General features: G+C 65.9%; 20 protein-coding genes, 1 tRNA gene and 1 riboswitch. Of the genes, 13 read left to right on the forward strand and 8 right to left on the reverse strand.

What is annotated here, in order from left to right; translation table 11 throughout:
- Both ABIB51_RS16585 and ABIB51_RS16590 read left to right on the forward strand, forming a co-directional pair.
- A partial coding sequence (locus tag ABIB51_RS16585) for an IS3 family transposase (RefSeq protein ID WP_354189942.1) occupies positions 1-182 on the forward strand: 182 nt, incomplete at its 5' end.
- A gap of 110 nt (positions 183-292) precedes the next feature.
- Positions 293-1,792, forward strand: coding sequence for a hypothetical protein (locus ABIB51_RS16590; RefSeq protein WP_354189944.1), 1,500 nt, complete (start codon positions 293-295; stop codon positions 1,790-1,792).
- Between the two features lie 39 nt (positions 1,793-1,831).
- On the opposite strand, the gene ABIB51_RS16595 is transcribed toward ABIB51_RS16590, so the two are convergent.
- The 4 genes from ABIB51_RS16595 to ABIB51_RS16610 all read right to left on the reverse strand — a co-directional run bounded on the left by ABIB51_RS16595 (position 1,832) and on the right by ABIB51_RS16610 (position 4,432).
- The gene (locus ABIB51_RS16595) at positions 1,832-2,269 is read right to left on the reverse strand and encodes a hypothetical protein (protein ID WP_354189946.1); all 438 of its coding nucleotides are present in this window, start codon (positions 2,267-2,269) and stop codon (positions 1,832-1,834) included.
- A gap of 115 nt (positions 2,270-2,384) precedes the next feature.
- Positions 2,385-3,434, reverse strand: coding sequence for a hypothetical protein (locus ABIB51_RS16600; RefSeq protein ID WP_354189948.1), 1,050 nt, complete (start codon positions 3,432-3,434; stop codon positions 2,385-2,387).
- Entirely contained in the window at positions 3,431-4,135 is a 705-nt protein-coding gene (locus tag ABIB51_RS16605; RefSeq protein WP_354189950.1) for an SOS response-associated peptidase, read from the reverse strand. Before ABIB51_RS16605 ends, ABIB51_RS16600 begins: the two co-directional genes overlap by 4 nt.
- A 212-nt stretch (positions 4,136-4,347) precedes the next feature.
- A tRNA-Ser gene (locus ABIB51_RS16610) sits at positions 4,348-4,432 on the reverse strand.
- Between the two features lie 139 nt (positions 4,433-4,571).
- Here ABIB51_RS16610 and ABIB51_RS16615 point away from each other — a divergent pair.
- Genes ABIB51_RS16615 through ABIB51_RS16630 form a run of 4 tightly spaced genes read left to right on the forward strand, consistent with a single transcriptional unit; the run spans position 4,572 to position 8,478 of the window.
- Positions 4,572-5,594 (forward strand): zinc-dependent alcohol dehydrogenase, encoded by a 1,023-nt coding sequence (locus tag ABIB51_RS16615; RefSeq protein ID WP_354189952.1) that lies wholly within the window; start codon positions 4,572-4,574, stop codon positions 5,592-5,594.
- Between the two features lie 3 nt (positions 5,595-5,597).
- Positions 5,598-5,996: a 6-pyruvoyl trahydropterin synthase family protein gene (locus ABIB51_RS16620; protein WP_354189953.1), complete on the forward strand. Its 399-nt coding sequence runs from the start codon at positions 5,598-5,600 to the stop codon at positions 5,994-5,996.
- 9 nt (positions 5,997-6,005) lie between these two features.
- Positions 6,006-7,181, forward strand: a complete 1,176-nt coding sequence (locus tag ABIB51_RS16625; RefSeq protein ID WP_354189955.1) for a glycosyltransferase family 4 protein — start codon at positions 6,006-6,008, stop codon at positions 7,179-7,181.
- Between the two features lie 4 nt (positions 7,182-7,185).
- A complete protein-coding gene (locus tag ABIB51_RS16630; protein ID WP_354189957.1) occupies positions 7,186-8,478 on the forward strand; it encodes a DNA glycosylase AlkZ-like family protein in 1,293 nt (430 codons plus the stop codon).
- On the opposite strand, the gene ABIB51_RS16635 is transcribed toward ABIB51_RS16630, so the two are convergent.
- Complete coding sequence (locus ABIB51_RS16635) at positions 8,479-8,982, reverse strand: nucleoside deaminase (RefSeq protein WP_354189959.1); 504 nt, start codon at positions 8,980-8,982, stop codon at positions 8,479-8,481. It lies immediately after the preceding gene.
- Between the two features lie 61 nt (positions 8,983-9,043).
- Here ABIB51_RS16635 and ABIB51_RS16640 point away from each other — a divergent pair, with 61 nt between their 5' ends.
- From ABIB51_RS16640 to ABIB51_RS16650, 3 genes are all read left to right on the forward strand, one after another.
- Positions 9,044-9,907, forward strand: coding sequence for a phosphatase PAP2 family protein (locus ABIB51_RS16640; protein ID WP_354189961.1), 864 nt, complete (start codon positions 9,044-9,046; stop codon positions 9,905-9,907).
- Positions 9,908-9,919: 12 nt separating this feature from the next.
- Positions 9,920-10,555: a uracil phosphoribosyltransferase gene (upp, locus tag ABIB51_RS16645; RefSeq protein ID WP_354189963.1), complete on the forward strand. Its 636-nt coding sequence runs from the start codon at positions 9,920-9,922 to the stop codon at positions 10,553-10,555.
- A 93-nt stretch (positions 10,556-10,648) separates the two neighbouring features.
- Positions 10,649-11,026, forward strand: a complete 378-nt coding sequence (locus tag ABIB51_RS16650; RefSeq protein WP_354189965.1) for a VOC family protein — start codon at positions 10,649-10,651, stop codon at positions 11,024-11,026.
- 78 nt (positions 11,027-11,104) lie between these two features.
- Here the strand turns inward: ABIB51_RS16650 and ABIB51_RS16655 are convergent, their stop codons facing one another.
- The 3 genes from ABIB51_RS16655 to ABIB51_RS16665 form a co-directional block, all read right to left on the reverse strand.
- A complete protein-coding gene (locus ABIB51_RS16655; RefSeq protein WP_354189967.1) occupies positions 11,105-11,905 on the reverse strand; it encodes an aggregation-promoting factor C-terminal-like domain-containing protein in 801 nt (266 codons plus the stop codon).
- Positions 11,904-12,063: riboswitch (cyclic di-AMP (ydaO/yuaA leader) on the reverse strand. It overlaps the preceding gene by 2 nt.
- A gap of 196 nt (positions 12,064-12,259) precedes the next feature.
- Entirely contained in the window at positions 12,260-13,738 is a 1,479-nt protein-coding gene (locus ABIB51_RS16660; RefSeq protein ID WP_502916161.1) for a HAMP domain-containing sensor histidine kinase, read from the reverse strand.
- Positions 13,739-13,835: 97 nt separating this feature from the next.
- Positions 13,836-14,576: a response regulator transcription factor gene (locus ABIB51_RS16665; protein ID WP_354189971.1), complete on the reverse strand. Its 741-nt coding sequence runs from the start codon at positions 14,574-14,576 to the stop codon at positions 13,836-13,838.
- Between the two features lie 632 nt (positions 14,577-15,208).
- On the opposite strand from ABIB51_RS16665, the gene ABIB51_RS16670 reads away from it, so the two are divergent.
- From ABIB51_RS16670 to ABIB51_RS16685, 4 genes are all read left to right on the forward strand, one after another.
- Complete coding sequence (locus tag ABIB51_RS16670) at positions 15,209-16,069, forward strand: winged helix-turn-helix domain-containing protein (RefSeq protein WP_354189973.1); 861 nt, start codon at positions 15,209-15,211, stop codon at positions 16,067-16,069.
- Between the two features lie 353 nt (positions 16,070-16,422).
- A complete protein-coding gene (locus ABIB51_RS16675; RefSeq protein WP_354189975.1) occupies positions 16,423-16,626 on the forward strand; it encodes a dodecin family protein in 204 nt (67 codons plus the stop codon).
- Between the two features lie 55 nt (positions 16,627-16,681).
- Positions 16,682-17,209, forward strand: coding sequence for a SixA phosphatase family protein (locus ABIB51_RS16680; RefSeq protein WP_354189977.1), 528 nt, complete (start codon positions 16,682-16,684; stop codon positions 17,207-17,209).
- 116 nt (positions 17,210-17,325) lie between these two features.
- Complete coding sequence (locus ABIB51_RS16685) at positions 17,326-17,853, forward strand: hypothetical protein (protein WP_354189979.1); 528 nt, start codon at positions 17,326-17,328, stop codon at positions 17,851-17,853.

A 17,853-nucleotide genomic window follows, 5' to 3' on the forward strand; every position in this document is an offset into this window, starting at 1 on the left:
TAAAGACCGAGATGTACCACCATCACACCTTCGGCAACCGGCTCGCCGCTAGAACCGCTGTCATGGAATATATCGAGGGCTGGTACAACCGCCGCCGGCCAAACCGGCGGGCCGGCGGCATCCCTCCGGCAGAAGCCCTCGCCACCCATCAGACCCGTGCCCAGGAACCCCTGGCCGCGTAACTCGAATCAACCACGAACTGTCTCAAGAACTTGACGACCGCAGTACGCCCTCCTAAGGATCAGACCATCCAGGTCGGGGCACTCTAAACTGTGGATGAGCAAGGAGACTGATGGCGCCCAGGAAGGTCCGTTACATCCACTTCCGAGAGGAAGTGCGGAAGTACAATCCGAATGATCTGATCCCGTTCCTTGCTGCGGAGGCGACAAGACACCAGGATCTTACGACGGCATGGGATGACCGTTGGGTCAAGGGGTTCCCACCGTGGTTTTTAGCAGCCGCTGCCCGGGATTCGCTCGTGTACGGGAACGTGAACGGACACCGCAACAGGGAAATGAGCCCGGGCCGTTTCATCACCATGCGAAACCTGTTCACGGAAGCCCACGACAATCCAATAGTTGGCGCCTCAATGACCATGGCCGACTTGGCGCTGATGCTTGGGCGCTACGCATACGAGCAGTTTCCCTACCAAAGCTCCGTGATGGAGGAATTGGCCAGGCCCTACATCCTGTTTTCCGACACAGATGTGCCGGAGCAGTACCGTCGGCCGGAACCGGACGAGTGGAAGGACGTCCTCGGCGGAACTATCGAGCAGGCACTGAGTGCTTCGTTCATCATTTTTGTTGGCGTGATGCATAACAACGGCGTCTTTGACCCGGCTGTTTTCACGGCTGACTGGTACTCGCAGGTAGACCGTGTCGTCCCGTCCGAGGTTGGTTTGCGGGTGCTCGATATTCTTACTGCCACCGTTGAAGAAGCGAGGGAGGACGGACGTTCGGCGCCGGAGCTTCCCGACTACCTTCAGCGCTACAGCTACAACCCCCTCGTGAAGACGCCGCTGATTGATATAGGGGATGGGCTCCGATATGCCCCTCAGCCTCAGTTTGTTTTGCGGGCAATGACCACGGAGAACCTGTATTACCGGGGAATGCGTCAATGGGCCGGAGATAATTTCGGCGCCGCGCTCGGAATGCGGGTTCAGGCGTACACCGGCCGGCAGCTGCGGCACAGCGGCGAGCACACGGTCATTGAAGAATTCCGTTGGGAGCAAAAGAAGCGGGGTGGGGTTGATTCGTCGGACTGGTTCCTCGTAACACCCCAGGTCACGGTGCTTATCGAGTGCAAGTCCGCTCGGATGGGATACGCAGCCAAGGCTGGAACCCCTGACGGCGTAAAGCAGGCAAATACTGTCCTCGGAAAGGCATTCGGGCAGATCAGAAACAATGCAGACGAAATACGCGCCGGAAACCCCGCCTACGCCCACATTCCAGCCGACCGACCGCTGGTTGGGCTTGTTGTCACAGCTGAGCCCTTCTACACGGCGAACACTCCGCCGGTGCGCGAAGTGCTCCCGGACCCAGGAATACCCACCATGACAATCTCACTGCGCGAGTTGGAACTGCTGGCGGCACTTTCCCCGTCAGAAGTGGGAGCGGGCCTCGAAGACATCGTCGCCAATGACGAGTTGTACACTTGGCCGCTGGCGCTGGCGCTCCCGAAAGTTCTGCCGAATCTTCATGAGGATCGTGACAACTCGCTCCTCAGTGATGCATACGAAACGGCATTCCTGCCCCTGACGGAACGATGGCCGACTGGAGGGCCGGACCAGTAGCGTGGCGGATATGACAGAAGACGTGCCTGCCGCACTGCATTATGAGCGCTGGCTGTCAGTTTCGTCGCCGCCTTCTTCGCCGTGCACTGCCTCAGGTACCGGGAAATCCAGAACTTCAGTAACATCCGACTGGGAAACCATGATCGGAGGGTTCCGTGAGACAAGCTTTCCGTTGACCATCCGGACAATGCTGATACTCCATGGACTGTTTGCGCCTTGTGGTTCTTTTGGTTCAAAAATGGCAGTGACCAACCAAGGCGCGGTTCCATCATGCTCCCGGTAACCAACTTCTGAGATGAGTACTTCACCGTTGTGGCGGTAGACGAGCCGCTGAACCTTCCGGTCCGTTGCCCCTCCGACTGCCTCGGTGGCAAAGGCTCGCCATGCATCCAAGGAGTCCGCAGTTGATCCCTCGGCGCCTGGCACAAAGAAGTCTCTTTGCGTCGGCGTTTTTGGCGGGTTAGTAAATTCCGTCATGGTCCCCAGCTCCTATCACATCTCCGGCCTCGCTTAGTGTCTGCCGGACTACAAGCGTGACAGGACTCCTCCAACTTTTGCTGGAAGCCGCCACAGAATTTGGGGGAGACGGAGCTCATGGACCTACCGCCTCAGGCTTTGTTACCGAACCCGAATCATCCACCACCGGGGCGAATTGGACCCCTCTTTTTTCGGCCTCTTGGAATCGGGTCCGCATAAGTGGGATCAAGCGCGCTTCAGCGTCGTCCCACTCGCCGGAGATAAGTCGCTCCCGGCTGGTCTTGCCGCTATCGCCCGTTTCGATTGAAGGGGGTAATCCCTTTGGCATCTCCAGTCCTGTGAGCAACATGGGAACGACGACTTGGCTGATGTGCCGGCGCATTGCGTTGAGCTCTTTGACGGGATTTACCCAAGTCGAGAAGGGTCCCGGTCGTTGGACCATCACCGCCGTGTTGGTCTCCACAATGGACAGCTGGCCCCAAGGTGATGGGCGCCCGAGGGGATCCCCCACTTTCAGTTCCCGGGGGGCAAGATCCTGGCCAGCCAGAGGGATGGCATCCCATGAGCTGAAGGTTCTTCCCGCGGCGACACGAATCGAGCGGTGTTTGTCGGCGTTTGAGTAGGCCTGCAAGAGGCGGAGGGGATGAGCTGATTCGACGTCCAGACTCATTATGGCAGCTAGGACCTCGCCCATTGATGGCACCGAGCTCTGCACATCGACAAAGGGCTGGAGCGCGCGCAGGCGTCGGCCCAATCGGGTCTCAGGGCCAAAGGCGGGAATCTTGTTTCGTCTCCCGAGCCACTTGTCCAGGGCTTCCTGCGACTCAACAATCGGCATGTTGACCATGGCTGCCATCGGGCCGGCTATGGAGCCATGTTCTTGTTCGACGATGTACCAGATGACGTTATCAACAGCGGCGCGAAGATGGTTTACGGCCTCACTGAACAACAAGGATGCCTCCGGAGGAACCGGCCGCAGCGACTTTACGACCATCTGCGCGAGGCCGTCCCTTCGAACCTGTTCAAAGTCCAATGGTCCGTCCAAGGACCATTTGGTGGCCAGGTCACCGATCTCGAAGGCAAATGCGTCCGCTCTGGCCAAGCGTAGCGCGACAGGGTCTAACGCCTCAGGTAGCCAGCTGAAGGTTTCGGTCGAAATGCTCACTCGGCTGGCTCGATGAGCTCAGGTCCGTTGTTCCGGACGCTGTTCACCCTCGTGCTGACAATTCTTGGTGTCAGGGTCGGCTCCGGCAGGGAGTCAAGCAGGTGCTGGACGTCGTTCTTGTCGGTCAGGTCCGGATCCAGCCACTCAGCGAACCGGTCCCGCGGAATGATGACCGGGGACCTGTCATGGACGTGTCCCAAGGCATCCTGGGTGGTTGTGGTCAGGACAGTGCAGCTGAGGAGCCAGCGGCCGGGGTCGCCTTCGGGCAGGGAAGGATCAGCCCAGAACTCGTACAGGCCGGCGAAGCCCAACAGGGGCTCGTTCTCCGAGTACAGGTAGTTCGGGATCTTCTTGCCGTCTTCGGTCTTCTGCCACTCAAAGTAACCGTCCGCAGGCACGATTGCCCGGCGTTTGATGGCGGCTTTCCGGAAAGACGGCTTCTCCAGGATGGTCTCGCTGCGGGCGTTGATCAGCTTGTTGCCGATCTTGATGTCTTTGGCCCACGACGGCACCAGGCCCCAGCGGGCCACCAGCAGATGCCGCTCGATGCTGCCTTCGTCGAGACGCTCGGCAATGATGGGGACATCCTGGGTTGGCGCCACGTTCCAGCTGGGCGGGGGAGGGGTACCCTCCACCTCCTTGGCATCGAAGTAGCTCAGAAGGTCACCGGTGGCCTTGGACATCACGTATCTGCCGCACATGAGGCCATTCTGCCTGACGGGGCCGTGGTCATCACCGCGAGCAGGACAGCATTGCAGGGGAGCGGAGGGACGAGGCGGGGTTCCAGTGATGTTGCTGGAAACGTAGCACTGCAGGAATTCTGTTACTGCTGCGTTACCGCTGGCCTGTCCTAGACAAAACAAAAGGTCCTGCTTCCCTTTGTTTACAAGGGGAGCAGGACCTTTCTCATCGGCGGTGACGGTGGGATTTGAACCCACGTTGGCTTTCACCAAACAACATTTCGAGTGTTGCACCTTCGGCCGCTCGGACACGTCACCAACCTGTATAGGCTACCGGAGCAATGCGCCCATCCACAAAACGGCAGCCCCCCACGGAAGCCGGAGTGCCGGGAAGCGACCCGCCGGGAGGGGACAGGCTTCCCTGCACCCGGGGGCGGGCACTAGATTCATAAGCCAGATGAGTATTTCTGAACAGCAGCCCACAGCAACCGCGTACTGGACCGTCGGACCCGGAAGAGGCGAGCTCCGGCGCGAAGACCTGCCCGCACCCGGTCCGGGTGAAGCGCTGGTGCGCACCCTCTTTTCGGGCATCAGCAAGGGCACCGAACTCGTGGTCCACAACGCCCACGTGCCGGAGTGCGTCGCGGCCGAAATGGCCGCCCCCAACCAGGAAGGCTCGTTTCCGGGCCCGGTGAAATTCGGCTACCTCTCCGTCGGCGTCGTCGAGGCCGGCCCGGCGGACTGGCAGGGCAAGACGGTCTTCTGCCTCTACCCGCACCAGGACCGCTATCTGGTCCCGGTCGAATCGCTCACCGTCGTCCCCGACGGCGTCCCTGCCCGCCGCGCCGTCCTCACCGGAACCGTCGAGACCGCGATCAACGGACTCTGGGAGGCCGGACCCCGGCTGGGCGACAGGGTCGCCGTGATCGGCGCCGGACTCGTCGGCGGCATGGTGGCCAAGCTCCTGGCCGGTTTCCCGCTCGGACGGCTGCAGATGATCGACGTCGACCCCGCCAAGCGCGCGTTCGCGGAAGCCCTCGGCGTCGAGTTCAGCCACCCCGACGACGCCCTGCCGGACTGCGACATCGTGATCCACTGCTCCGCCTCGCAGGAGGGCCTGGAACGCAGCCTGCAACTCGCCGGCGACGACGGGGACGTCATCGAAATGTCCTGGTACGCGGACCGCAAAGTCACAGTCCCGCTGGGCGAAGACTTCCACGCCCGCCGGCTCTCCATCCGCGCGAGCCAGGTCGGGGTGGTGGCCCGCGCCCGCCGCCACCGCCGCAGCAATGCGGACCGGCTCGGGCTCGCCGTCTCCCTCCTGAAGGACCCCGCCTTCGACGTGTTCCTCACCGGGTCCTCCTCCTTCGAAGAGCTCCCCGACGCCGTCCAGCACCTTTCCGAGGGCAGCCTCGACGCGCTGTGCCACGTCATCGAATACCCCGCCAGCGATTCCCCGACCCCAGAAGCCACGAGGTAATCCGTGTTCAGCCTGACCGTCCGCCGCCACTTCATGATCGCCCACAGCCTCCCGCGCCCGTCCTTCGGCCCCGCCCAGGGCATGCACGGCGCCACCTTCGTCACGGAGGTGACGTTCCGGCGTCGTGCCCTGAACGACGACTCGATCGTCCTGGACATCGGCGAGGCGGGTGAGGTGCTCGACTCCGTCCTCGAAGGCCTGAACTTCAAGAACCTCGACGAGCACCCGGACTTCGCCGGAAAGCTCAGCACCACCGAGGCCGTGGCACAGTACGTCGCTGACGCCGTGGCAGCCAGAATCCGTGGGGGCCAGGACGGGCAGGAACTGGCCGGGCTGGACGTCACGCTCCGCGAGACCCCCGACGCGTGGGCCAGCTACTCACTCGACTTCGGCGCCCGATAGGAACCCGCCGTGGACCGGGCAGGCCTCCGCCTCAGGCTGGTGGTGCCCGGAAACGTCTGGCACAACTCCGGCGGCAACGTCTACAACGCCGCCCTCGCCCGGGAGCTGTCCGGGCTGGGGACCGAGGTGGAGACGTGCCCGCTCGACGGCGGGTGGCCCGGCGGCAGCCCGGCGGACCGGCGGCGGCTGGGCGCGCTGCTGCTGGACGACTCCGGGACAACAGGGCGCGTGACTCTCGTCGACGGGCTGCTGGCCTGCGGGGCGCCGGCGGAACTCGCGGCCGCGGCGGCCGCCGGCCGGCCGGCCTGGATCCTGCTGCACATGCCGCTGGAAGACGCGCAGCTGGAACGCCGGGCGCTGCAGGAAGCTGCCGGCGTGATCTGCACCAGCAGCTTCGCGGCGGCCGAACTCCGGGCCAGGCACGGTCGGGACGGCATCACCGTGGCCGTCCCGGGCGCTCGGGGCGCCCCGCTGGCCGCCGGCTCGGCGCCACCGCACCTCCTGGCGGTCGCCGCCCTGCTGCCGAACAAGGACCAGCCGCTTCTGCTCGCCGCACTGTCCGGGCTCACCGACCTGCCGTGGACGGCGTCCCTGGTCGGCTCCGACTCCGCCGACCCTGCCTATGCCGCGCAACTCCGGGACACCGTCCGGCAGCTTGGGCTGCAGGACCGCATCCGGACCCCGGGGGAACTGCGCGGCGGGGCACTGGAGGCCGAATGGGCCGCCGCGGACCTCAGCCTGCTCATCTCGCGGACCGAGACCTACGGGCTCGTCGTCACGGAGGCGATCGCCCGCGGCGTCCCGGTGATCGTCCGCGCCGGCACGGGAGCCGTCGAGGCGCTTGCTGCCGGGACCCCGCCGGGCGTGGCGTCCGGCGTCCGGCGGGCAGCTCCGACAGCGCCGGCGCGGGAGCGGCCGGGGCTGCCGGGCACCGCCGTCGCACTCGGCACGGACCCGTCTCCGCTGGCCGGAGTCCTGCGGACCTGGCTCACGGACCCGTCGCTCCGCACCCGGTGGCGCGCGAGTGCGGTCGCTGCGCGGGACCGTCTGCCCGGCTGGGATTCCACGGCCCGGACGGTGTTGGCGGCCCTGGACGCAGGCCTGCGGGCCAAGAGTCCGGGGGACATGTCCACCGGACTCCCTGCCCCAGATGATTCCCCTGCCGCGCCGGCTGTTGGACAATGAGCCCATGACGCCCGAGCTCAGCACCGTATCCCCGGCCGTGAACATCCCGCCGGCGGGAACCCTGACGCCCGGGCGGCTCCGCGCCTGGGCCTGGCACAAGCAGGGCCTGGACGGCTCCCTCGCCGGGTGCACGGCGGAGCAGGTCTTCGCCAGGGCCGGCTGGGCCCGGTCCGTGGGCGGCGCCAACCCGTACCTTACGCTCTTTGCCCGCGCAGGCATCCGCCGGGAACAGGTGGACGCCGATGTTCTCTCCCACCGGATCCTTGAACTTCCGACAGCCCGCGGCTGCACGTATGTGCTGGGCCGCGACGACTTCGCCTGGGCCCTGAAACTCGGCAAGGACGCAGCCGAGGCGATCCGGGTGCTCGGCCGGCTCGGCGTGGACCGCGGCGAAATCACGCTCCTGGAGGAACAGATCCTGCACACGCTCGCCGAAGCAGCAGCGCCGATGGACCCGCGGCAACTCAAAGACGAGCTCGGCGACTCGATCCGCAACCTCGGGGAGGAAGGCAAGAAGAAGGGTGCCACCACCACGTTGCCGACAGCCCTCGGGATCCTGCAGGCGCAGGGGCGGATCCGCCGCGTCCCGGCCAACGGCCGGCTGGACCAGCAGCGCTACGCCTACGAGCTCTGGAACCTGCCCGCCAGCCCGCTTGATGACGAGGCGGCGCGCACCGAACTGATCAGCCGCTACCTCGGCTGGACCGGCGGGGCCACCCTCAAGCAGTCGCAATGGTTCACGGGGTTCACCGTGGCGCAGAGCAAGGCGGCGCTGGCCGCCGCCGGCGCCGTTGAAGTGCCGACCGCGCTGACCGCCGCGGGGGGCGACGCGCTGTGGATGCTGCCCGACGACGTCGAACGCCTCGCCGGGTTCGAAGAACCGGAGGAGGAACAGATCCAGCTTCTCGCCGGAACGGACTCCCTCGTGCTGCTGCGGCGCAACGCGGCCGACCTGCTGGCATCGGACAGCCCCGGAGGTGACAGTGCGGGAGGGGACACCGCCGGCAGGGCGGTCATGGGCTCGCTCGCGCTGCAGGCGGATCTTCCGGACCACCCGATCCTGGACCGCGGGAGAATCATCGGGCTCTGGCAGTACGAACCGGGCAAGGAACGGATCGTGCCCTGGCTGTTCCACGCTGCGACGCCCGCGGTGACGCGCAGGATCGCCGAGGTGGAGGCCTGGATCCGGGAAGACCTTGGTGACTTCCGCGCCTTCAGCCTGGACTCACCGGCCACCCGGCAGAAACGGGTCGACCGCCTGGTAGCAGCCGCAACGGGCTCCGCGGCCGGCAGCTAGTCAGGCTCCGCGGTGTCCGGCGAAGAAGTCCCGCAACAGCGTCCCGCATTCCTGCTCCCTGACTCCGGCATACACTTCCACCCAGTGGTTGAGCCGGCGCTCGCGGAGGATATCGAACACGGAGCCTGCAGCCCCGGCCTTCTCGTCCCAGGCCCCGAACACCACCCGCGGAATCCGGGCCAGCACCACCGCTCCGGCGCACATCGCGCAAGGCTCCAGCGTCACCACCAGGGTGCAGTCCGCCAGGCGCCAGCCGTCGTCCCGTTGCCCGCGCTGCGCGCGTCGGACCCGCAGCCGCGCCGCGGCCTCACGGATGGCGACCATTTCTGCGTGCGCCGTCGGGTCCCCGAGCGCCTCCCGTTCGTTGCGTCCGGAACCAAGCAGTGCGCCGTCGGGTCCAATCACGACGGCGCCGATTGGCACGTCGTCGGTGGCAAGTGCCCGCCGGGCCTCGTCGAGGGCAAGGCCCATCCATGCGGCATGGCGCGGCTCCGGGGAAGTCATGGCTCAATGATAGTTTCGACCCTAAGCAAGCTGTGCAAGAGAGAATAGTCAGGAGACGGCCGTGAGCACCCGAACTGAGACCTGGTTGACGCAGCGCTGGGGCAAATGGGTGGTGCCCTACGCGGCCCTGTGGATCACGATGCTGATCGGCGGGGTGGTGGTGGTGATTCTGGCGCGGGTGAGTGCAGGGGTCTACGACAACGTCGTGGACGACGCCGGCCTCGCGAACCTGGACAAGCCGGCGCTGGCGTTCATGGAGCAGTTGCGCAGCCCCGGACTGGACGCCTTTATCACCGGGTTCACCAACATCGGCGGAGGCATCGGGATGCCCATCCTGGCCAGCATCCTGACGGCCTGGCTGACCTGGACCTCCCGGACCTGGCGGCCGCTGATCCTGATCGGCGGCGCCGCCGCCGTTTCTGTGACCGCCACAACCCTGGGCAAGAAAATGATCGGCCGCGTCCGCCCGGACCACGCTGACGCGGTGCCGCCCTACGAGAACTCGCCGTCGTTCCCCAGCGGCCACACGCTCAACACCACGGTGGTGATCGGACTCGTGGTCTACCTCGCCTGCCTGCAGGTGAAGCGCACCATTGCCCGCGTCGGCCTGATCGCCGCAGGTGTGATCTTCATCTTCGCGATGGGGATGAGCAGGGTCTATCTGGGCCATCATTGGATGACGGACGTCATCATCGGGTGGGTGCTGGGGCTGGCCTGGGTGGGGATCGTGATCTTGGCCCACAGGCTCTTCCACGTGCTGCGGCACCGGGAACAAACAGGTCCCGCGCCCACCTTTGACCACCCCGCCCACCTCGGTGAGGGCGCCGCGGCGGCCGGCAGCGACCGCTCCGTGGGCGGCCGCACCGCCGAGAAGGACGACGCCGATACGCCCGGGCCCTCGGGAAAGTCATCCTCCGCCGGGTGATAGTTTTGACCCATGCGCACTCTCGTTGTGGACCACCCGCTGGTCGCCCATAAGCTCACCGTTCTGCGGGACAAGAACACCCCGTCCCCGGTCTTCCGCCAGCTCACCGAGGAGCTCGTGACGCTCCTGGCGTATGAGGCCACCCGTGAGGTCCGCACCGAGCCCGTGACCATCGAAACGCCGGTCAGCACCACCATCGGCACCGCCTTCACCAAGCCCACCCCGCTGGTGGTCCCGATCCTCCGCGCCGGCCTCGGCATGCTCGAAGGCATGACCAAGCTGGTCCCCACCGCCGAGGTCGGTTTCCTGGGTATGGCCCGGGACGAGGAAACCCTGGACATCATCACCTACGCCGAGCGTCTCCCCGAGGACCTCACGGACCGCCAGATCTTCGTTCTGGACCCCATGCTGGCCACCGGCGGCACGTTGCGCGAGGCCATCAAGTTCCTCTTCAAGCGCGGCGCCTCCGATGTCACCTGCATCTGCCTGCTCGCCGCCCCCGAAGGCCTCGCCAAGCTGGAGGAGGAGCTCGCGGACGCCAACGTGACTATCGTGCTCGCCTCGATCGACGAGAAGCTCAACGAGAAGTCCTACATCGTGCCCGGCCTGGGCGACGCCGGCGACCGCCTCTACGGAATCGCCGGCTAGGCAGCAGCCGCAGGGGTCCCGCGGGCGCCCCGCCTGCAAGCTGCGCCTGCAGTCCCCTTCCGGAATGCGATGGCCCGCGCTAGCCTGTGGGCCATGGACTGGAAGCTTGAACTTGTGTTTGTCCCCGTGTCCGATGTGGACCGCGCCAAGGACTTCTACGTCAACAAGGTCGGCTTCAACGCCGACTACGACGAACGTCCCATGGACGGCATCCGCTTCGTCCAGCTGACGCCGCCGGGCTCCGGCTGCTCGATCGCCATCGGCGAGGGGCTCAACGACGCTCCGCCGGGCACCGCTCCCAGCCTGCAGCTCGTGGTCAGCGACATCCGGTCCGCGCACAAGAAGCTCAAGGACAACGGCGTGGACGTCAGCGACGTCGATGTCCAGGACTGGGGTCACTTCGTCTATTTTGCGGATCCCGACGGCAACAAATGGGCGGTGCAGTACATTCCGAACCGGCCCACCAGCTAGCCGCACACACGAAAGCCCCGAACCGCAGGGTTCGGGGCTTTCGTACTGATGCGGGTACGTCCGGGACGGGCCGCCGGCTTAGTACCAGTTGTGGGCCAAGTGGAAGTTCAGGGCGCCACAGGGCGAGCCGTAGCGCTGCTTGACGTAGTTCAGTCCCCAGTTGATCTGGGTCTCATAGTTCGTCCGGTAGTCAGCGCCCGCGCTGGCCATCTTTTCGGCCGGCAGGGACTGGACCACACCGTAGGCACCGCTGCTCTTGTTCGTGGCGGTGGTCTTCCAGTCCGATTCTTTGGTCCAGAGCTTCTGCAGGCACTGCATCTGGCCGGACGCCCAGCCGTAGGATCCCAGCTGGGAGGCGGCGTAGGCCTGCGCCCCGGCGGGATCATCGACGGGCTTCGCCGGTTCCGGTGCGGGTGCGGGTGCGGCGGCCGGAGCAGGAACAGGTTCCGGAGCGGGTGCCGGAGCGGGTGCCGGCGCGGGGGCCGGTGCTGGGGCGGGTGCAGGGGCCTCGGCCGGCTCCACTTCGGCGGACTGCGCCTGGACGCTGGCGCCGGGAGGCGCAGTGGTCTGGGAGTCGACGCGGACCTGTTCGAAGTTCAGCTGGGTCAGCGGATCGGCCGTGGTGGCGGAAGTGCTGGAACTGATGGCAGCAGAGGGCCGGTTGGCCGGCTCGGCGGCGTACCCGGCAGCGCCGACTCCGACGAGGACCGCGCAGGCCGTGGCGACCACGGCGGCGCGGCGGCCGGTTGAACCGAGGCCCGCGGCAAACCGGGACAGGGCCGACGTCGGCGTGGCTGACTCGGCACGGTGGCGTGAACGAGTTGAGCGGGATGTGCCTGAAGCGCCTTCTGGGCGCGTTTGTACCTTGAAGTCAGTCATGATGCCTCTCAAACGCCTGCGGAGTTAGCTGTCGGGTTCGGATGAGAAATCCGGCCGCACGGATGATCGCGTGTCGGCTTAACCCCAAGGGCGCATGGATGCAGAATGCCCGGGAACTCTGGGTCCCCCGCCTCTGCCTGGTCCAGCGATCCGGGAAGCGGCAGAGTTTGGCGTCCATCCGGATATGCGGCGCCAGTGGTGGCCGCACCCTAAAGACGGTACAGGAGTTTCATGATGGAGTCACATTTTGGTAACGGAGATCACTGCAGACGGAGTGTCGCCTTGCGCCGCCAGGCCGCAACCACCGACTCGCGAACGGCGGCCAGGGCCCCGTGGGCTACAGGGCCACGCGGGCTACGTGGCCGGCAGGCCGGCGGGAAGACGGAGGGCGAACTCCGTACGGCCGGGCCGCGACGTGACATCAACGGTGCCGCCGTGGGCTTCCATGATCGACTGGACGATCGACAAGCCGAGCCCGCTGGTCCCTTCGGCGGTGGGCGCCGGGGCCAGCGCCGGCGCGCCGTAGCTGCCGGGCGGCGCGGAACGGGTGGCTGCCGCCGTCGTGGCCGCCGGGTTCTTCCGCGCGGCGTCCGCACGGGCGAAGCGGGAAAAGGCGTGGTTCATGAAGTCGGGGGCAATTCCGTCGCCGTTGTCCGTCACCGTGACCACCGCGCTGCCATCGGCCGAACGCGTCACTCCGGTGACCACCGTGGTCCCGGGAGCGGTGTGCTTGCGAGCGTTGGACAGCAGGTTGGCCAGCACCTGGTGCAGCTGGGTCGGGTCGCCGCGGACCACCACCGGTTCCTCCGGGAGTTTCAGCCGCCAGATGTGGTCGGGGGCCATGACCTTCTCATCGCTGACCGTCTCGATCGCCAGCTGGGTGAGGTCCACCTCGCCGAGCTTGAGCGGCTGCCGTTCGTCGAGCCGGGCCAGCAGGAGCAGATCCTCCACCAGGGTGGTCATCCGCTGGGACTGGCTTTGCACCCGTGCCAGGGACTTCTCGCCATCCGGGGTGAAGTGCTCGGTCATCTTCATCAGCTCGGTGTAGCCGCGGATGGCGGTCAGCGGGGTCCGCAGCTCGTGCGAGGCGTCGGCAACAAACTGGCGCACCTTCATTTCGCTGAGCTGCCGCGCCTCGAGCGCGTTGGAGACGTTGTCCAGCATCTGGTTCAGCGCGTAGCCCACGCTGCCGACCTCCGTGCCGGGATGGGCGGCCGACGCCGGAACCCGCACCGCGAGTGCCACCTCGCCGGCGTCGAGGGGGAGGCGGGAGACCTTCGTGGCCACCTCCGACAACTGTTCGAGCGGCTTCATGGTGCGGCGGATGAGTACCGTGCCGGCGAGGCCGATAAGGACGAGTCCGCCGGCGGACACCACCACCATGGTCCAGACCAGCGAAGACTGCGTGTTCTGCTTTTCCGCTAGGGGAAGCCCGGTAACGATCACATCACCCTGGGGGGATTGCGCGGCGTTGAGCCGGTAGTCCCCGGAGGAGAGCGTGCGGTCAACGGGGATGCCGTCGGGCGTGACGGCGACGAGGACCTGTGCGTCCTCGGGCGAGAGGCTCTTCCGGGTGGCGTCCGCGGCAAGGACGCCGGCGCTGCTGACGGCACCGTCCACGATCCGTGCGTTGAGGGTGCCGATGCTCTGGCCCCGGGCCTCCAGCGGGTCCTGGCGCCCGCCGGCATTGCCGGGCGTGGGCCGGCCGCCGAAATCGCGGGCCCGGTCCGAAGCCTGCTTCAGCTGGGTGTCGAGCTGCCGGGTGAGGAACACGTCCATGGAGGCGTAGCTGAACAGCCCGATGGCGCCGCAGATGGCCACCAGGAGCGCCATGGCAACGAGGACCAGCCGGGTCCGCAGGTGCCAGGTGGACGGGTCGCGCCAGTTGCGCCGGGGCAGGTGGGTCTTGCCGGAGAAGGCGGGCACGGGGTTACTCCGCGGGCTTCAGGACGTACCCGGCGCCGCGCACGGTATGGATCATCGGCGGGTGGTTGGCCTCGATCTTCTTGCGGAGATAGGAAATGTACAGTTCGACGATGTTCGCCTGACCGCCGAAGTCGTAGTCCCAGACCCGGTCCAGGATCTGGGCCTTGCTGATGACGCGTTTCGGGTTCTCCATGAGGTAGCGCAGCAGTTCGAACTGTGTGGCCGTGAGGTGCAGTTCCTCGCCGGCCCGGGTGACTTCGCGGGTGTCGACGTTGAGTACTAGGTCACCGACCACGAGTTCCGCGGTATCCATGGCGGCGACGCCGGAACGCTGCACCAGCCGGTGCAGGCGCAGGAGGACCTCCTCCATGCTGAACGGCTTGGTGACGTAGTCGTCCCCGCCGGCCGCGAGGCCGATGATCCGGTCGTGGACGTCGTCCTTCGCCGTCAGGAACAGGGCGGGGATCTCCGGTGCGAAGGCGCGGATCCTGCCCAGCAGTTCGACGCCGTCGAAGCCGGGAAGCATGACGTCCAGCACCAGCACGTCGGGGCGGAAGTCCTTGGCGAGCTTGACCGCTTCGGGGCCGTCGGCCGCGACGGCAACAGACCAGCCGGCAATCCGCAGCCCCATGCTCATGAGCTCGGACAAGCTGGGTTCGTCATCCACCACCAAGGCCCGGATGGGCGATCCGTCCGGGTGGGTGAGGTGGGGAAGGTTGTTTGTCATGGAGTGCGAGGTGGCCATGGGACAACTCTCCGTTCTACCGGTTAGGCGGGGCTTTGGGGATCCTATGCGGCACCTGTGAATCCCAGCCTAGCGAGCTAGATGAATCCGCGGGGCGGCGTCCGGGCCGTTCCGCCGGGAAATTCGGCTCCCGGGGATATGACCACTCTGTGGACGGTGGACTTGGCGAGATAGCTAGGCGAGGGTTTCGCCATTCTGCCCTGCGGTGAATGATTTTTGCCGACAGGGCCATCGGATCGAAGAATATTCGGCAAAACTCCAAGACTGACCTGTCGGTCGGAAAAACATCTGTTATTTCAACGGCCCGGCAGAATTGTGATTTAGGCAACAAACTCGCATCTTGTCTCACCATGCGGACGTGGCGACCCTTTGTTACTTGCAAGTTTTCATTGTTACGTTGCACACTTCAATTGTGAACAAGAACTCAACAGCACCTGCAGCCGCAGCTTCCTGGATCAGCCCACCCGCTGATACCAAGATGCGCTGTTGCCGAATGCACGCCTAACTTATACACCCCAAAAGTTTTTAGGCATTCGCCCCAGCCCAGTGTCGGGCGCCCCTCCCCAGAACTCATTGCGGGGAAAGTAGCATTCGAGCCGCGATGACGGCCATTCACATTGAGGTAAGCATTCATGTCAGTTGCATCCGGATACGTCCACATCTCCGTCCGTAACGCCAGCAAGGCCGGCCAGGCCTCCGGCATCCGCCAGGGATTCGGCGGCCGCCCGTCGTTCGCCCCCGCCGCGCCCAGCAACAGCTTCCCGGCCCCGGGTTATGCAGCGCAGGGCTACAACCCCAATTCCTATGGCCAGCTCCGCGCGGTTCCGCCGGCCCCGGCCACGGCGCCCACCCCCGTGATTGCACCGGGCAACGGCAGCCCGGTCCGTCCCGTCCCGAGCGACAACGTCGCCCGCGGCTTCGTGCTCTACATGGGCATCGATGAGGAAACCGCAGCAGCTGCCGGGACCTCCATCGCGAAGCTGGCACAGGAGATCCGGGCCTATGCCCAGTCGCTCGTCTCCGGCGCGGAGAGCTACGCCGCCGTCGCCGTCGCGCCGGCCAGCGCCCCCGGTTCCGCACTCGACGTCGTCCGTTCCACCTTCGGTGACCCCACCGTGGGCGCCCGGCAGCGTGCCGAGACGGCCCGCCAGCAGCCGCAGGACCCGCGCCCCTCCGGCGTTCTCATCGACCTTGCCCGCCGTGAAGTCGCCCTCGACGGCGAATCCTTGAACCTGACCTTCAAGGAATTCGAGCTCCTCAACTACCTTGTGGAGAACGGCACCCGCACCGTCGGCCGCGACGAACTCCTCGAAGGACTGTGGCGCAACGCCGAAGAAGTGCCGAACGAGCGCACCATCGACGTCCACATCCGCCGGCTGCGCTCCAAGCTGGGCCGGCTCGCCAACACCGTGCGTACCGTCCGCGGCCAGGGTTACCGGTTCTACGAGCACCCCGAAGTCGTAGTCTGGGCCGCTCCGGAATACTCGATCTAGCCTTCGCTCCACGCAAAGCGCCCGTTCCCAGTTTGGGGGCGGGCGCTTTTTGCGTTTCCGGAAGCTTCAGCGGATTTCCGCGCACAAGACGGCATTTTGCCGTGCCTTAGACACCTCCCTCGTTCCTCGGTCGGCGACGCGGCACTACGCAAAATGTCGCCTCGCGCGCTTGCTCTGCCGCTTCGCTTCCGCTGGGCAGTTCCGATCCCTTCCCGGACGGCCGCTTTGGGTGGGCGGGCTGACGGGCTTTGGCCTCCGCGGCGGTGGGGTGGGTGGGGTGGTCGTTGGACCCTGTTGGCGCGGAGGGGTGCGGCGTAGGCTCTGAGCGTTTGAACCGACCATTGGGAGGAAGCATGTCTGTTGCACGTATTACTACCCTGAGCTCGAACTCCAAGACCTCGTTTGATGCTGCCATCAAGGAGGGGATCGAGCGGGCCAACAAGACACTGCGCAATGTCACGGGGGCGTGGGTCAAGGAACAGAAGGTGGAGATCAGCGACGGCGCTGTTGTTGCCTGGCATGTGGTGCTGGAAGTGACGTTCGTTCTGGAGGACTGACCCGGGGCCGGGGTGATGCGCGCCCGTGGAATCCTGTCCGCACTAGGATTGGGGCATGAGCGCGCATCACATCAAACGGCTGGTGATCATGCGGCATGCCAAGGCCGACTGGCCCGGAGGCGTTGCGGATCATGACCGGCCGCTGGAAGAGCGCGGTCACCGGGACGCTCCGATGGCCGGGAAATGGCTGCTCAAGCACGGTGTGGTGCCCGACTTCATCCTCTGCTCCAGCGCGCTGCGGACCCGCCAAACGTGCACGTGGGTATGCAGTGAACTCGGCGACAAGGCCCCGACGCCAAAACTTGAGAACGGGCTCTACGCCGCCCCGGCGCTGCGGATGCTCAGCGTCATCAACCACGTCCCGGACACCGTCACCACGCTTATGGTGATCTCCCACATGCCAGGGGTGCAGGATCTTGCCATGCACCTGGCGTCCCGGGATTCCAGCCACGATGCCTACATGGATGCCGCGACCCGGTACCCCACCAGCGGGCTGACGGTGATGGAGACGGAGAAGTCCTGGGCCGAGCTGGACGGCCAGGACGCGAGGCTCACCCACTTCAAGGTTCCCCGGGCTAAATAGCCCCACGCCGGCTGCGGGCTTCCCGGGCCCGAATCCATAGTCACGGAATCAATTGTGCGGTTTACTGATGCTGTTTACTCGTCGACTTTTGTGTTCGAGAGAAAAGGTGGATCATCGTGGATTCAGGACAGCTCATCGGGATCATCATCGCCGTGATTGTGGTGATCGCCATCGTTGTGGTGGGAGTCATGCTCAGCCGCAAACGCAAAGTGGAAGCAGACCGCAACCGGGCAGTGGAGATGCGCGAGCAGGCAAAAACCGACGAAATCGGCGCCAGGGAGCGTGAGGCGAAGGCGGCCCGCGCCGAAGCCGATGCGAAGCAGGCGCAAGTCCAGGCCGAGCGCCTGCGCGAAGAAGCCCAGAGCCGGCAGACGGAGGCCGAGACAGTCCGTGCCGGCGCCCAGGAGCAACTGCGGAAGGCCGATGAACTTGACCCTGACGTCGTGACCACCGAAGGCAGCGACGCCCGGTCCCGGGACGATGTGCCCCGGGACGATGTAGCCCGGGACGAGGCACCCCGCGAAGGCCTGACCGGCGAGGAGCCGCGGAGGGACCGCGACGCACGGAACCACGTCGAGGGAGAACCCGGCACGCACAAGCCGGACGAGAACCACCCGGGCGGCGAACGGCCGCGGAATCTCTGA

Source organism: Arthrobacter sp. UYCu712 (assembly GCF_040547005.1).
Taxonomy (GTDB): Bacteria; Actinomycetota; Actinomycetes; order Actinomycetales; family Micrococcaceae; genus Arthrobacter.

Bases quoted from the DNA above. Each gene is read 5' to 3' on its own strand.
- ABIB51_RS16590 (WP_354189944.1), top strand. From the start codon at position 293: ATGGCGCCCAGGAAGGTCCGTTACATCCACTTCCGAGAGGAAGTGCGG.
- ABIB51_RS16595 (WP_354189946.1), bottom strand. From the start codon at position 2,269: ATGACGGAATTTACTAACCCGCCAAAAACGCCGACGCAAAGAGACTTC.
- ABIB51_RS16605 (WP_354189950.1), bottom strand. From the start codon at position 4,135: ATGTGCGGCAGATACGTGATGTCCAAGGCCACCGGTGACCTTCTGAGC.
- ABIB51_RS16615 (WP_354189952.1), top strand. From the start codon at position 4,572: ATGAGTATTTCTGAACAGCAGCCCACAGCAACCGCGTACTGGACCGTC.
- ABIB51_RS16630 (WP_354189957.1), top strand. From the start codon at position 7,186: ATGACGCCCGAGCTCAGCACCGTATCCCCGGCCGTGAACATCCCGCCG.
- ABIB51_RS16635 (WP_354189959.1), bottom strand. From the start codon at position 8,982: ATGACTTCCCCGGAGCCGCGCCATGCCGCATGGATGGGCCTTGCCCTC.
- upp (WP_354189963.1), top strand. From the start codon at position 9,920: ATGCGCACTCTCGTTGTGGACCACCCGCTGGTCGCCCATAAGCTCACC.
- ABIB51_RS16650 (WP_354189965.1), top strand. From the start codon at position 10,649: ATGGACTGGAAGCTTGAACTTGTGTTTGTCCCCGTGTCCGATGTGGAC.
- ABIB51_RS16655 (WP_354189967.1), bottom strand. From the start codon at position 11,905: ATGACTGACTTCAAGGTACAAACGCGCCCAGAAGGCGCTTCAGGCACA.
- ABIB51_RS16660 (WP_502916161.1), bottom strand. From the start codon at position 13,738: ATGGCGCTCCTGGTGGCCATCTGCGGCGCCATCGGGCTGTTCAGCTAC.
- ABIB51_RS16665 (WP_354189971.1), bottom strand. From the start codon at position 14,576: ATGGCCACCTCGCACTCCATGACAAACAACCTTCCCCACCTCACCCAC.
- ABIB51_RS16670 (WP_354189973.1), top strand. From the start codon at position 15,209: ATGTCAGTTGCATCCGGATACGTCCACATCTCCGTCCGTAACGCCAGC.
- ABIB51_RS16675 (WP_354189975.1), top strand. From the start codon at position 16,423: ATGTCTGTTGCACGTATTACTACCCTGAGCTCGAACTCCAAGACCTCG.
- ABIB51_RS16680 (WP_354189977.1), top strand. From the start codon at position 16,682: ATGAGCGCGCATCACATCAAACGGCTGGTGATCATGCGGCATGCCAAG.